Origin of the sequence: Microbacterium sorbitolivorans, assembly GCF_003327285.1 — a bacterium.
In the GTDB taxonomy this organism is placed as follows: Bacteria; Actinomycetota; Actinomycetes; order Actinomycetales; family Microbacteriaceae; genus Microbacterium; species Microbacterium sorbitolivorans.
Genome location: NZ_KZ848476.1, coordinates 119,442 through 133,677, shown reverse-complemented (window position 1 = coordinate 133,677; position 14,236 = coordinate 119,442). Strand labels below are relative to the sequence as shown.

11 protein-coding genes are annotated in these 14,236 nt (G+C 69.0%); 5 read left to right on the top strand and 6 right to left on the bottom strand.

What is annotated here, in order from left to right; translation table 11 throughout:
- Nucleotides 1-10 precede the first annotated feature (10 nt).
- The 3 genes from DTO57_RS12120 to DTO57_RS12110 are packed head-to-tail and all read right to left on the bottom strand — an operon-like array spanning nucleotide 11 to nucleotide 3,308.
- Nucleotides 11-1,231 (bottom strand): MFS transporter, encoded by a 1,221-nt coding sequence (locus DTO57_RS12120; protein ID WP_229730602.1) that lies wholly within the window; start codon nucleotides 1,229-1,231, stop codon nucleotides 11-13.
- Nucleotides 1,228-2,421, bottom strand: a complete 1,194-nt coding sequence (locus tag DTO57_RS12115; protein WP_114118681.1) for a glycosyltransferase 87 family protein — start codon at nucleotides 2,419-2,421, stop codon at nucleotides 1,228-1,230. Before DTO57_RS12115 ends, DTO57_RS12120 begins: the two co-directional genes overlap by 4 nt.
- The gene (locus DTO57_RS12110) at nucleotides 2,421-3,308 is read right to left on the bottom strand and encodes an ADP-dependent NAD(P)H-hydrate dehydratase (protein ID WP_114118490.1); all 888 of its coding nucleotides are present in this window, start codon (nucleotides 3,306-3,308) and stop codon (nucleotides 2,421-2,423) included. Before DTO57_RS12110 ends, DTO57_RS12115 begins: the two co-directional genes overlap by 1 nt.
- 45 nt (nucleotides 3,309-3,353) lie before the next feature.
- Here DTO57_RS12110 and DTO57_RS12105 point away from each other — a divergent pair, with 45 nt between their 5' ends.
- A complete protein-coding gene (locus DTO57_RS12105; protein WP_114118489.1) occupies nucleotides 3,354-4,430 on the top strand; it encodes an NADH:flavin oxidoreductase/NADH oxidase in 1,077 nt (358 codons plus the stop codon).
- A 66-nt stretch (nucleotides 4,431-4,496) separates the two neighbouring features.
- On the opposite strand, the gene DTO57_RS12100 is transcribed toward DTO57_RS12105, so the two are convergent.
- Complete coding sequence (locus DTO57_RS12100) at nucleotides 4,497-8,183, bottom strand: multifunctional oxoglutarate decarboxylase/oxoglutarate dehydrogenase thiamine pyrophosphate-binding subunit/dihydrolipoyllysine-residue succinyltransferase subunit (RefSeq protein WP_187346625.1); 3,687 nt, start codon at nucleotides 8,181-8,183, stop codon at nucleotides 4,497-4,499.
- A gap of 235 nt (nucleotides 8,184-8,418) precedes the next feature.
- Between DTO57_RS12100 and DTO57_RS12095 the strand changes: the two genes are divergently transcribed.
- The gene (locus tag DTO57_RS12095; RefSeq protein ID WP_114118680.1) at nucleotides 8,419-9,738 is read left to right on the top strand and encodes a hemolysin family protein; all 1,320 of its coding nucleotides are present in this window, start codon (nucleotides 8,419-8,421) and stop codon (nucleotides 9,736-9,738) included.
- Entirely contained in the window at nucleotides 9,735-10,781 is a 1,047-nt protein-coding gene (locus tag DTO57_RS12090; protein ID WP_114118487.1) for a hemolysin family protein, read from the top strand. The genes DTO57_RS12095 and DTO57_RS12090 overlap by 4 nt, the downstream gene beginning before the upstream one ends.
- 61 nt (nucleotides 10,782-10,842) lie before the next feature.
- Here DTO57_RS12090 and DTO57_RS12085 read toward each other — a convergent pair whose 3' ends face one another.
- Together DTO57_RS12085 and DTO57_RS12080 are read right to left on the bottom strand one after the other, a co-directional pair.
- On the bottom strand, nucleotides 10,843-11,097 hold the full coding sequence (locus DTO57_RS12085) for an alpha-ketoglutarate decarboxylase (RefSeq protein WP_114118486.1): 255 nt from the start codon (nucleotides 11,095-11,097) through the stop codon (nucleotides 10,843-10,845).
- Complete coding sequence (locus DTO57_RS12080) at nucleotides 11,094-11,693, bottom strand: sigma-70 family RNA polymerase sigma factor (RefSeq protein WP_187346627.1); 600 nt, start codon at nucleotides 11,691-11,693, stop codon at nucleotides 11,094-11,096. The genes DTO57_RS12085 and DTO57_RS12080 overlap by 4 nt, the downstream gene beginning before the upstream one ends.
- A gap of 109 nt (nucleotides 11,694-11,802) precedes the next feature.
- Here DTO57_RS12080 and aroA point away from each other — a divergent pair, with 109 nt between their 5' ends.
- Together aroA and rsgA are read left to right on the top strand one after the other, a co-directional pair.
- Nucleotides 11,803-13,140, top strand: coding sequence for a 3-phosphoshikimate 1-carboxyvinyltransferase (gene aroA, locus DTO57_RS12075; protein ID WP_114118679.1), 1,338 nt, complete (start codon nucleotides 11,803-11,805; stop codon nucleotides 13,138-13,140).
- Nucleotides 13,137-14,177 (top strand): ribosome small subunit-dependent GTPase A, encoded by a 1,041-nt coding sequence (gene rsgA / locus DTO57_RS12070; RefSeq protein ID WP_114118484.1) that lies wholly within the window; start codon nucleotides 13,137-13,139, stop codon nucleotides 14,175-14,177. Before aroA ends, rsgA begins: the two co-directional genes overlap by 4 nt.
- The last annotated feature ends 59 nt before the right edge of the window (nucleotides 14,178-14,236 follow it).

Here is a 14,236-nt window from a genome sequence, read left to right as displayed (position 1 = left end):
GCCCCGGGCGTCAGGCCGCGAGCGAGACCTTCTGCTTGTCCATTGCGAAGGATGCCATGGCGATGAGGATTCCGAGGGCCGACAGGATGATGCCGAGCCACGCGGGCGCCGCGTAGCCGAAGCCCGCAGCGATGACGACGCCGCCGAGGGCGGCGCCGATGCTATTGCCGATGTTGAGCGCGGAGTGGTTGAGCGCGGCGCCGATCGACTGGTACTGGCCGGCGACGTCGAGCAGGCGCAACTGGATCGACGGCACCGTGATCTGACTCGTCGCACCAAAGAGGAAGAGCCCGACGAGCAGCGTGACGGGGTGTGCGGCGGAGACCGCGACGACACCCGACATGATCGCGACGATGCCGAGGCCGATGATCAGGGTTCGCTTGACGCTCTTGTCGGCGAGGCGCCCACCGATGATGTTGCCGACGACCATGCCCAGGCCGATCGAAACGAGCGCGAGGGGCACGGCCCACTCGGGCCCTCCGGCTGCCTCGGTCATGAGGGTCGAGATGTAGCTGTAGATCGCGAAGAACGCGCCGAAACCGATCGCGCCAAGCGCGACCGTCATCCAGACCTGCGGGATCCGGAAGATCCGAAGCTCGCCGAGGAAGGATCCGCCCTTGTCGCCCTCGTGGGCGGGGATGAAGATGGCGCACATGACGAGCGCCAGCGCGAAGACGATGACGACGACGGCGTAGGCGATGCGCCAGCCGAAGAACTGGCCGAGGAAGGTGCCGCCGGGCACGCCGACGACGTTCGCGATCGTGAGGCCGCTCATGACCATCGCGATGCCGTGACCGCGGCGGCTGGGGCCGAGGAGCTCGCTCGCGACGACGGTCGCCATGCCGAAGTAGGCGCCGTGCGGGAGGCCCGCGAGGAATCGGGCGATCGCCATCGTCTCGAACGTCGGCGCGATGACCGCGAGCCCGTTGGTGACGAGGAGCGCGACCAGCAGGCCCATCATCACGCGGTTGCGCGGGAATCGGGCGACGAACGCGGCGATGGTGGGCGCGCCGATGACGACGCCGAGCGCGTAGAGGCTGATGAGCACGCCCGCCTGCGCGATCGCGTCCTCCTGCCGTGTCTCGTAGAGGCCGTGCAACAGGTCTCCGGCGATGCCGGGGAGCAGGCCCATCGACACGAACTCGGTCATGCCGATGCCGAAGGCGCCGATGGCCATCGACGTGAGGGCCAGGCCGATGCCGCCTCGGGGCGCAGGGGTGGGTGTCGTCACACTACAAGCGTAGAAGACGACGGCTGGGGTCGCGCCGACCATACCCCGACGATCGCCCACACGAGCAGCGCGACGACGGCGAGATTACGCGCCGCAAGCACCAGCAGGGCGGGCGTCTGCGTCTCGAGAATCTGCTGGTAGACGATCGGGTAGACCACCTGCGTCAGGCCGGCGATCACGAGCGTGAGCACCGCGGGCCCCTTCGCGCGGTCACGGTCCCACACGATCCACAGCACGATCGGCACCGCGAGCCATGATTGGAACTGCGGCGAGCCAACCTTGTTGGTGACGATAAACGTCGCGACGAGCGCGAGCGCAAGCGGCGGCAGCAGGCGCAACGCCGTGGCGCCCTGGCGCACGCGCCAGGCGCCGATGACGCAGACCGCGAGCATCACGAGCCCCATGATCGGCGTGAGCGCGTCTGAGACGTCCTGGGTGCCGGATCCGGTGACCTGGAAGGTGAGGATCTCGTAGCTGTACTCGACAACCGCGCCGCCGAGCCCGAAGAGGAACGGTGCCGCGGCGACGGCCTCGATCTGCAGCCCCCTGCCGCCCTGCTCGGCGACGAAGCTGAGGAGGTTTTCGGATCCGCCCGCGGCGACGACGACGAACGCGATGACGAGCGAGACGACGGCGCCGCCCCAGATGATGCTGAGGCGCCGGCGGAGCGCGACGACGAGCGCCGCGACGAGCGCCGCCGGCCACACCTTGATCCAGGTCGCCACGCCCACGAGGGCGCCGGCGACGCGCGGGTGGCGGGCGGCGAGCAGCAGCCCGACGAGCGCAATGGGCACCGAGATCGCGTCGATCCGGAAGATCGCGATGGGGCCAAGCAGGGTGATGAAGACGACCCAGTAGCCGGCCGCGATCAGCCGCGGGCGCGAGGATCCGCGGCCCAAGAGCAACGCGAAGGCGCCGGCGTTCAGGATGGCGACGAGGATGGCCCAGGCGAGCGAGTACGACGAGAACCACACGAGCGTCTTCGCGATGATCATCGGCGCGAGCGCGAGGGGCGGGTACACCCACGACGAGTCGACGCCCACGACGCCGCCGCCCGTCAGGGCCGCCGTCGCCCACGGCTCGTAAACGAGGTAGGTGTCGCCCATCGGCTGGTTCGGCCACAGCCACCCGAGGGTGATGGCCCACATGTGGGCGGCGGCGAAGGCTACCCAGAGCCCTGCCCGCGCCATCACGCGTAGGCCTCGACGAGCGCCTCGGGCAGCGACTGCGCGACGTCGAGCGCCGTGATCGGCATGCCGGGTCCCGCCGCGATGCGGCCGGCCGTGCCATGCAGCCACGCGGCCGTCGCCGCGATCGGGCCGAGGTCTTCAACGTCGATCTCGCCGCCGCGGGCGCGGCTCGCGGTCGCCGCGATGGCGCCCATGGCCCCCGCGAGCACGTCGCCTGTGCCCGCGGTCGCGAGCCACGGTGTGCCGGAGCGCACGACCGTCCACCAGCCGCCCGGCGTCGCGACGATCGTGTCCGATCCCTTCAGCAGCACCACTCCCCCGAGCGCAACCGCGGTCTCGCGCACCACAAGCACCCGCTCGCGAAAGTCGCCCGAGAGCCGCTCGTTCAGCGGGTCGACCTCGATGTCGTCGACGCCGAGGCCGAGCGGGATGCGAACTTCTTGTAATTCACCCGCGTGCGGCGTCACGACGAAGGGGCCGCGCGCCCGCGAGGCCAAGTCGAGCGCTCCGGCGTCGATGATGGCAGGGGCCGGGGAGGAGAGGAGGCCGGTGATGAGCTTCGTCTGCTCCTCGCCGCGCGTGCGCCCGTCGATTCCACTGCCGACGACGAAGGCGTCGGCGGCGCGCGTACCCATGACCGTCTCGGGGCGGCGCTGCAGCACGAGGCGGGCGACACGGCGGTCGCCGAGCCACGTCACCATGCCGACTCCCGCGCGCCACGCTCCCTCGACCGACAGCACGGCCGCGCCGGGGTATCGCCCGCTTCCGGTCAGGAGCGATACCGTGCCCCGGGAATACTTGTAGTCATCGTGCGTTGGCGTGCGGAGAACGCTTCGAGCGTCTGCCGCCGTCCATTCGGACGAGTGTAGATCGTGTCCACCGGGCATGATGCAACATTATCCGGCGCCACCGACAACCCATGAAAGGCCGCGATGAGCCTGCTCTTCTCGCCCCTCACCATCCGCGGAATCACCCTGCGAAACCGACTCTGGGTCTCGCCCATGTGCACTTATAGCGCGAAGGACGGCGTGGTGAACGACTGGCACCACGTGCACCTCGCCCAGTTCGCGTCCGGCGGCGCGGGCCTCGTCGTCTCGGAGGCCACCGCCGTCGTCCCCGAGGGACGCATCTCGCCCGAGGACGCGGGCATCTGGAACGACGAGCAGGTCGCCGCCTGGCGCCCCATCACGGCGTCGATCGCGGCGCGCGGATCGGTCGCCGGCATCCAGCTCGCGCACGCGGGCCGCAAGGCGTCGACGTACGCGCCGTTCGCGGGCGAATCCGGATCCGTCTCGGTTGACCAGGGCGGTTGGGTCACGGAGGCGCCGTCGGCGATCGCGTACGACGGCTTCGCCGAGCCGGAGGAGATGACGCTCGAGCGGATCCACGAGGTCGTGGAGGCGTTCCGCGCGGGCGCGCGCCGCGCGCTCGACGCGGGCTTCCAGGTGCTCGAGGTCCACGCCGCGCACGGCTACCTCCTGCACGAGTTCCTCTCGCCGCTCACGAACACCCGCACCGACGAGTACGGCGGATCCCTCGAGAACCGCGCGCGCTTCGTCCTCGACGTCGTGCGCGCCGTCCGCGCGGAGGTCGGCGACGACGTTCCCGTCTTCGTGCGCTTCTCGGCGACCGACTCGGCCGAGGGCGGCCTCGTCGTCGACGATGTCGCGGCCGTGGCGGAGTGGGCCGTCGAGGCCGGCGCCGACCTCTTCGACGTCTCGACGAGCGGGCTCGTCGCGCACCAGCGGATCGACGTGTTCCCGGGCTACCAGGTGCCCTTCGCGGCGCGCGTGCGCGAGCACACGGGCGCGCTGACGGCCGCCGTCGGCATCATCACGAACGGAGAGCAGGCCGAGAACGTCCTCGCCTCCGGCCAGGCCGACGTCGTCTTCGCCGCCCGCGAGTGGCTGCGCGACCCGCACTTCGGGCTGCGCGCCGCGACCGAGCTGGGCGAGGATCCGACGAGCATCTGGCCGCCGCAGTACATCAGGGCGCACCGCGCGCGATAAGCGGCGCTCTAACGCGACGAAGCGGCCGGGTCCCCGAGGGGATCCGGCCGCTTCGTTATGCGCGGGTTAGCGGTTCAGCGCGCGGCGGAGCAGGTCGGCCTGCTCTGCCTGGTGCACCTTCGACGAACCGGTCGACGGCGCGGCGGCCGCGGGGCGCGACACGACGCTGATCGCGCGGCCGACGGGGCCCTGCACCCACTGCTGGATGAACGGCCATGCGCCCTGGTTCTCAGGCTCGTCCTGCACCCACACCAGCTCGGCGTTCGGGTACTGGGCGACGATGTTCGACAGCTCGTCGATCGGCGCCGGGTAGAACTGCTCGAGGCGCACGAGCGCGATCGACGGATCGGCGTTCTTCTGTAGCTCGGAGGCGAGATCCCAGTGGATCTTGCCCGAGTGCAGGAGCACGCGCGTGATCTGGCTCTTGTCGATGCCGCGGTCGTCGTCGAGCACCGTGTGGAAGCTGCCCGTGGCGAAGTCGGCGACCTCGCTCGTCGCGCCGCGCAGGCGCAGCATCGCCTTCGGCGTAAAGACCACGAGCGGGCGGCGCGGACGCGAGTACGCGTGGCGACGCAGCAGGTGGAAGTACGACGCCGGGGTCGACGGGCGCGCGACGGTCATGTTCTCCTGCGCGCAGAGCTGCAGGAAACGCTCGATGCGTGCCGACGAGTGGTCGGGGCCCTGGCCCTCGTAGCCGTGCGGCAGCAGCAGGACGACGCCCGACTCCTGGCCCCACTTCTGCTGGGAGGACGAGATGAACTCGTCGATGACCGACTGGGCGCCGTTGACGAAGTCGCCGAACTGCGCCTCCCAGAGCACGAGCGCCTTCTCGTTCTCGACCGAGTAGCCGTACTCGAACGCGAGGGCTGCGTACTCGCTCAGGAGCGAGTCATACACGCTAAAGCGCGCCTGGTTCTCGGCGAGGTTCGAAAGCGGCAGCCATTCCTGGCCGTTCACGCGGTCGTGGAACACCGCGTGGCGCTGCACGAACGTGCCGCGGCGCGAGTCCTGACCCACGAGGCGCACCGGGGTTCCCTCGAGCACGAGCGAGCCGAGCGCGAGGAGCTCACCGAAGCCCCAATCGATCTTGCCCTGGCGGCTCATCTCGACGCGCTTGTCGAGCAGCTGCTTGAGCTTCTGGTGAACCGTGAAGCCCTCGGGGATGTTGGCGTGAGCGTCGCCGATCTGCGCGACGACGTCGGCGCCGACGCCAGTCTGCTCGGGCTCGCCCTCGATCGCGGGGCGGAGCTGGTCGGGCGTGACGACCGAGATCGCGCCGGTCTCGGCGGCGTGGGTCTCGGCAAAGGCGACCTCGAGGCGATCCTGGAAGTCGGCCTTCGCGGCCTCGTATTCTTCCTCGGTGATGTCACCGCGGCCAACGAGCGCCTGCGTGTACAGGCGGCGCACCGAGCGCTTGTTCTCGATGAGGCCATACATCAGCGGCTGCGTCATCGACGGGTCGTCGCCCTCGTTGTGGCCGCGGCGGCGGTAGCAGACGAGGTCGATGACGATGTCGCGGTGGAACTTCTGGCGGTACTCGAAGGCGAGCTCCGCGGCGCGCACGACCGACTCGGGATCGTCGCCGTTCACGTGCAGGATCGGGGCCTCGATCGTCTTTGCGACGTCGGTCGCGTACTTCGAGGTGCGCGAATCCTGCGGCAGGGTCGTGAATCCGACCTGGTTGTTGACGACGACATGGATCGTGCCGCCGGTGCGGTAGGCACGCAGGTTCGACATCTGCAGGGTCTCGACGACGACACCCTGGCCGGCGAAGGCCGCGTCGCCGTGGACGAGGATCGGCAACCACGGGAAGGTGCCGTTCGGGAACTCGTCCTGCTTCGCGCGGACGATGCCCTCGAGCACGCCATCGACGGTCTCGAGGTGCGACGGGTTCGCCGCGAGGTACACGTCGATCTCGTTGCCGTTCGAGCCGCGGAAGGTGCCCTCGGTACCGATGTGGTACTTCACGTCACCGGATCCGCGCTTGTTACCCGGCTGCGCACCCTCGAACTCGCTGAAGACCTCGCCGTAGGTCTTGCCCGCAATGTTCGTCAGCACGTTGAGGCGGCCGCGGTGGGCCATACCGATCGCGGCGCCCGAGAGGCCCTCGGCGGCGGCGCCGTCGATGATGCGGTCGAGCAGCGGGATCAGCGACTCGCCGCCCTCGAGCGAGAAGCGCTTCTGACCGACGTACTTGGTCTGCAGGAAGGTCTCGAAGGCCTCGGCCTGGTTGAGCTTGCCGAGGATACGGAGCTGCTCGTCGTGGTCGGGCTTCTCGTAGGGGCGCTCGAGCTTGCCCTGGAACCAGTCGCGCTCTTCGTGGTTGCGGATGTGCATGTACTCGATGCCGATAGTGCGGCAGTACGTGTCGCGCAACACGCCGAGGATGTCGCGGAGCTTGGCCTGGCGCTTGCCGCCGAAGCCGCCGACGACGAACTCGCGCTCGAGGTCCCAGAAGGTGAGGCCGTGCGACTCGATCTCGAGGTCGTGGTGCTCGCGCTGCACGTAGGCGAGCGGGTCGATGTCGGCCATGAGGTGGCCGCGAACGCGGTACGCGTTGATGAGCTCCTGCACGCGGGCGGTCTTGTCGACGCGCTCGGCGATGTCGACGGAGACGTCGGCGTTCCAGCGGATCGGCGCGTATGGGATGCGGAGCGCCGCGAAGATGTCTTCGTAGAAGTTGTTGCCGCCGATGAGCAGCTGGTGCACGATCTTCAGGAACTCGCCCGAACCGGCACCCTGGATGACGCGGTGGTCGTAGGTGCTCGTGAGCGTGATCGTCTTGCCGATCGCGAGCTCGTTGAGCGTCTTCTGGCTGGATCCGGCGAACTCGGCCGGGTAGTCGAGGGCACCGGCGCCGATGATGCAGCCCTGGCCCTGCATGAGGCGGGGCACCGAGTGCACGGTGCCGATTCCGCCCGGGTTCGTGAGCGACACGGTCGTGCCGGCGAAGTCGGCACCCGTCAGCTTGTTGCCGCGGGCGCGCTTGACGAGGTCTTCGTACGCCGCGAGGTACTCGTTGAAGGTCAGCGTCTCGGCCTTCTTGATGCTCGGCACCATGAGGGCGCGCGTGCCGTCGGGCTTCGGCAGGTCGATCGCGATACCGAGGTTGACGTGTGCCGGAGCGACGACGCTCGGCTTGCCGTCGATCTCGGCGTAGTAGACGTTCTGGCTCGGGAACGCCTTGAACGCCTGGATGAGCGCCCAGCCGATGATGTGGGTGAACGAGACCTTGCCGCCGCGCGTGCGCGCCATGTGGTTGTTGATGACGATGCGGTTGTCGATCATCAGCTTCGCCGGGATCGTGCGGACGCTGGTCGCGGTCGGGACCGTCAGCGACTGGTCCATATTCTTCGCGAGCGTCTTGGTCATGCCCTTAAGGACGGTGACCTTGTCTTCCGCGGCGTCGGCCGACTCGTCGGCCTTTTTCGCGACCGGCTGCGCGGGAATCGGCGCGGCGGCGGCGGGCTTCGCCGTCGTCTTCGCGACGGGCTGCGACTGCGCGGGCTTCGCGACGGGCTGCGACTGCGCGGGCTTCGCGGCCGGCTGCGCCGGGGCTGCAGGTGCCGTGCTCGCAGGTGCCGCGGGGGCGGATCCCTGGGACGCGGCGTACTGCTCCATTACAGGCCACCATTCCTTGTCGACGGTGTTCTTATCGACCTTGTACTGCTGATAGAGCTCGTCGACAAGCCACTGATTGGCCCCGAAGTCTCCCTCATTCGATGTACCGACACCCGTCACCTGACTCGACACGGCCAGACCGCCTACTTTCATCGATGAATGTTGCTCGACATTTGCGCGTGATTGTCAAGCGCAAGCCGGCATCAAGCCTAACCCAGTCCAGCTGAGTTGAGACGCGACGCACGGGTGAACTCATCGCGTATGCTATGAGGACTATGGACGACCCTCCGAGTTGTAGATCCTTTTCAACCCCCTCACTCGCGGCCGCCCGCGCGCGTCGTACCAAGGCAGGTGCGACGAAGCAGTGATCGACTGGATCATGTTGGCCGTCGGCATCGTGCTGATCTTCGGCACGGGCATCTTCGTCGCCAGCGAGTTCTCCCTCGTTAACCTCGACCGCGCAGACCTCGAGGCCCGCAGAGATCGCGGCGAGAACGGCCTGAACGCCACCATCTCGGCGCTCCGCCACACTTCAACCCATCTCTCGTCGGCGCAGCTGGGCATCACCCTCACGACGCTCCTCACCGGATACACGATGGAGCCGGCGCTCTCGCGTCTGCTCTCGCCGCTCCTGGAGTCGTGGCTTCCCGAGGCCGCCGTCGCCGCCATCGCAACGATCATCGGCATGGCGATCGCGACGATCGCGTCGATGATCCTCGGCGAGCTCGTGCCGAAGAACTTCGCGCTGGCGCTCCCGCTCCACACCGCGAAGCTCGTCGCCCCGCTGCAGATCGCGTTCACGACGGTCTTCCGTCCCGCGGTCTCGGCGCTGAACGGCAGCGCGAACGGCATCCTGCGCGCGATGGGCATCGAGCCCCAGGAAGAGCTCTCGGGCGCGCGAAGCGCCGAGGAGCTCTCGAGCCTCGTGCGCCGCAGCGCCACCGCGGGCGTCCTCGAAGAGGACACGGCGACGCTGCTCGACCGCTCGCTCACCTTCACGCGCCTGTCGGCCGGCGACGTCATGACGCCGCGCCCGCGCATGCACGCGATCGCCGTCGGCGAGTCGGCGAGCGACGTCATCGTGCGCGCCCGCGAGACCGGACACAGCCGCTTCCCCGTCTACGACGACGACCTCGACGACGTCGTCGGCATCGTGCACCTCAAGGCCGCGATCGCGGTCCCGCGCGAGCGCCGTAGGGAGGTGCCCGTCGGTGCCCTGCGGTCCGACGCGCTCCGCGTGCCCGAGACGGTAAAGCTCGACCAGCTCCTCGCGGAGCTCCGCACCCGCGGCTACCAGATGGCCGTCGTCGTCGACGAGTACGGCGGAACCGCCGGCGTCGTCACGCTCGAAGACCTGGTCGAGGAGATCGTCGGCGAGGTCTCCGACGAACACGACCGCCGCAGGGCGGGCGTGGTCAGGCACACCGGTTCCGTGACCTTCCCCGGCCAGCTTCGCCCCGACGAGGCCCGCGAGCGGGTCGGCATCATCGTCCCCGAATCCGACGACTACGACACCGTCGGCGGATACATCATGAGCGAGCTCGAGCGCGTCCCGGCCGTGGGTGACACGGTCCGCGTCGAGCACGGGTCCCTGGAGGTGGTCCGGATGGACTCGCGGCGCGTCGACCGCGTGCGCTACATCGCGGATCCCGTACCCGCCGCCGCAGAAAGCGAGGGCCAGCGATGAGCGATTGGGCCGGACTTGCATGGCTTGTCGTGCTGCTGCTCGGCAACGCCTTCTTCGTCGGCGCCGAGTTCGCCGTCATCTCCGCGCGCCGCTCGCAGATCGAGCCGCGCGCAGAAAAGGGATCCAGCGCCGCGAAGACCGCGCTCTACGCCATGGAACACGCGACCGCGATGCTCGCGACGAGCCAGCTCGGCATCACGATCTGCTCGCTGCTGATCTTGAACGTGTCGGAGCCCGCGCTTCACCACCTGCTGATGGCTCCCCTGGGCATCACGGGCCTCGGCGAAGCCGCGGTCGACACGATCGCGTTCGTCATCACGCTCGTGTTCGTGTCGTACCTGCACGTGGTGTTCGGCGAGATGGTCGCGAAGAACCTCGCGTTCAGCGTTCCCGACCGCGCCGTGCTAATCCTCGCGCCGCCCCTCGTCTGGGTCTCGAAGGTGTTCCACCCCGTGATCTGGATGCTTAACGGCATCGCGAACGCCGTGCTGCGACTGTTCCGCGTCGAGCCGAAGAACGAGGCCAACTCGACCTTCACGCTCGAGGAGGTCGCGACGATCGTGAGCCAGTCGCGCCTCGAGGGGGTGCTCGACGATTCCTCTGGAACCGTCGTCGCCGCCCTCGAGTTCACCGACAAGCACGCGTCCGACATCGCGGTGCCCCTCACCGATCTCGTCACGCTGCCGCAGAACGCGACGCCCGCCGAGATCGAGCGCGCGGTCGCCCAGCACGGCTACTCGCGCTACGTGATCATCGACGAGGCGCACGAGCCCATCGGTTACGTGCACCTCAAGGACATCCTGCGGGCCTCCGACGAGCAGGCCGACAATCCGATCCCGGCGAAGCGGATCCACCACATGGTGCCGATGAACGAGACGACCGACCTCGAAGACGCGCTCGCGCAGATGCGTCGACAGGGCCGCCACCTCGGCCGCGTGCGCTCGCGCACGGGCGAGACCGTCTCGGTGCTGTTCCTCGAGGACATCCTCGAGGAGCTCGTCGGCGAGGTCCACGACGCGACGGAGCGTGGGCACAGGAGGTAGTAGCCCCTGACGCACAAAAAGAGCCGCAGTCCTTCGACTGCGGCTCTTTTTGTCATGTCGCTCAGTGAGGCTCCGCCTGCACGTCCTTCAGGCTCGAGACGATGCGCCGGCGGAGCTCGTCGGGCGCCACCTCTTCGCGGCAGGCGCGCTGAATGGCGACCGTCATCGTGCGCGCGACGGTCGCCTCGTTCTGGCAGCCCGTGCACGTCTCCATGTGCTCGCGAATCTCGGCCTGCGCCGTGTGGCAGTAGTCGAGCTCACCCCGCACGAACGCTTCGAGGTCGGCGCGTGCCTTCTCACACCCGCAATCGTTCACTTCTTTGCTCCTGTCTGTGCCGCGACGATGCCTCGCTCAGCCGCGTAATCCTGTAGTTTCTCGCGCAGCAGCTTCCTGCCGCGGTGCAGACGACTCATGACCGTGCCGATCGGCGTCTGCATAATGTCTGCGATCTCTTGGTAGGCGAAGCCCTCGACGTCGGCGAGGTAGACGACCATGCGGAAATCCTCCTTGAGCTCCTGCAGGGCGTCCTTCACCGCGGACGAGGGCATGTGGTCGATCGCCTCAGCCTCGGCGGAGCGGTGGCTCGACGACGTCGTCGATTCCGCGCCGCCGAGCTGCCAATCCTCGAGGTCGTCGATCGCGCTCTGGTACGGCTCGCGCTGCTTCTTGCGATAGCCGTTGATGTAGGTGTTGGTGAGGATCCGGTACAGCCACGCCTTCAGGTTCGTTCCCTGCGTGAATCGGCTCCACGCGGCGAACGCCTTCACGAAGGTGTCCTGCACGAGATCGGCGGCGTCCTGCGGGTTGCGCGTCATGCGCATGGCCGCGCCGTAGAGCTGGTCCATGAACGGCAGGGCCTGCTCCTCGAACTGCGTCCGCGGATCGGCTGGGGTCTGATCGATGTCGTCCATCCCTGGCCACACTACGCCGAGTTCGTCGACGAGCCGCTGGGTATCGTCGGCGACGCACACGGGTGCTGACATAGGCGCTCCTCTCGAAAACTTCACTATGGTTGAACCGATGACCACGCGAGGCTATTCCCCAACGTCCGCCGCAGCGGCCGCGCCGCATGCCGGCCGCTTTGACGCGCCCACCGTTTCGGTGCCCCTCGAGGCCACAGTTGAGGTCCCGGGTTCCAAGTCGCTCACCAACCGTGAGCTGATCCTGTCGGCGCTCGCTGACTCCCCCAGCCGGCTCCAGTCGCCCCTCCACTCCGCCGACTCGTCGCGCATGGAGGAGGCCCTCCGCGCCCTCGGCGTCGGGGTCGAGCGCGTGCCGGGCACCGGATCCTTCGGCGACGACCTCACGATCACGCCGGCGCCGCCCCTGCGCGGCGGCTGCACGATCGACAGCGGCCAGGCCGGCACGGTCATGCGCTTCATCGCGCCGCTCCTCGGCCTCGCCGAGGGCGACGTGCACCTGACGGCGGCGGACAACGCGCTGCACCGCCCGATGGGCACGATGATCAAGGCCCTGCGCGACCTCGGCGTCGACATCGACGACGGCGGCAATTGGAGCCTGCCGTTCACGGTGCACGGCCGCGGCCACATCCGCGGCGGCGAGCTCGAGATCGATGCCTCCGAGTCGAGCCAGTTCGTCTCGGGTCTGCTGCTCGCGGCGCCGCGCTTCGACGTGGGTCTGCACCTGATCCACCGCGGCGAGCGCCTGCCGAGCGTGCCCCACATCGAGATGACGATCGAGACGCTCGCGCACCGCGGCGTGCACGTCGAGCGCGTCGCGCCCGGCGAGTGGATCGTGCCCGCGGGCGCGCCACGCGGCAAGACGATCGACATCGAACCCGACCTGTCGAACGCGGCGCCGTTCCTCGCGGCCGCGATGGTGGCCGGCGGATCCGTGACCGTGCCGAACTGGCCGGCGCACTCGACCCAGCCGGGTCACCAGCTCACCGACCTGCTCTCGCTGCTCGGCGGCCGCGTGACGCGCCGCGCCGGCGCCGTCACTGTGACGGGCGGATCCGTCATTCACGGGGTCGATCTCGACCTATCGGCCGTCAGCGAGCTGACGCCCACGCTCGTCGGGCTCGCGGCCTTCGCAGACGGCCCGTCGTCGTTCACCGGCATCGGCCACATCCGCGGACACGAGACCGACCGCCTCGCGGCGCTCGTGGCGAACCTCCGCGCGGTCGGTTGCGGCGCCGAGGAGCTGCCCGACGGGATCCGCATCATCCCGCAGCCACTGCACGGCGGCGAGTGGGGCGCGTTCCACGACCACCGCCTCGCGACGACCGGCGCGCTCGTCGGCCTTAGAGTTCCCGGCGTCGTCGTCGACGACATCGGCACGACCGCCAAGACCATGCCCGAGTTCGTGACGATGTGGCAGGGGATGCTGGGCGCGTGAGCGCGAGCTGGTGGGACGCCGACGACGACGAAGACGACGAGTTCTTCGACGAGTCGGATATTCGGGTGCGCCCGAACCCGAAGGCGAACCGCCCACGCACGAAGATCCGCCCCGCGCACAGCGACGCGATCATCGGCCGGATCCTCGGAGTCGACCGCGGCCGATACCGCGTTCTCATCGACGAGGATCTCGAGACGGAGCACGAGATCACGGCGGCCCGCGCCCGCGAGCTGCGCCGCACGCCGATCGTCACGGGCGACCGGGCGAAGATCGTCGGCGACACGTCGGGCGACGAGGGCACCCTCGGCCGCATCGTCGGCATCGAGGACCGCTCGTCGCTCCTGCGCCGATCGGCCGACGACACCGACAACGTCGAGCGCGTCATCGTTGCGAACGCCGACCAGATGCTGGTCGTCGTCGCGGCCGCGGATCCGCCGCCCCGCCCGCGACTCGTCGACCGCTACCTCGTCGCCGCGCTCGACGCGGGGATCCGCCCGCTGCTCGTCGTGACGAAGACCGACCTCGCGGATCCGGCCGAGTTCCTGAGCCACTTCGAGGGCATCGACGACCTGCGCGTGTTCCGCTCAGCTCAGGACGCCTGGCCCGTCGACGAGATCGGCGCCGCCCTCGAGGGGCACTCGACGGTGTTCGTGGGCCACTCGGGCGTCGGCAAGTCGACGCTCGTGAACGCCCTCGTGCCCGACGCGAAGCGCGCGACGGGCCACGTCAACCAGGTCACGGGCCGCGGCCGCCACACCTCCTCGTCGACGGTGTCGCTGCGGTACCGCTCGGCAACCGGCTCCGGCTGGGTCATCGACACCCCGGGCGTGCGCTCGTTCGGGCTCGGGCACGTGGATCCGGAAAACATCCTGCGCGCGTTCGCCGACCTCGCCGAGGCCGCCGAGAACTGCCCGCGCGGCTGCACGCACCTGCCGGACGCGCCCGATTGCGCCCTCGACGAGGCCGACGTCGCCCCGGCGCGCCTCGCCTCGCTCCGCGGCCTGCTCGAGACCTTCGCTTCGCGCGAGGAGCACTAGTTTAAATATTCGAACAGATCAACCCTTGTTTATCGAATCTAGTTTCGATAGAATGGGGG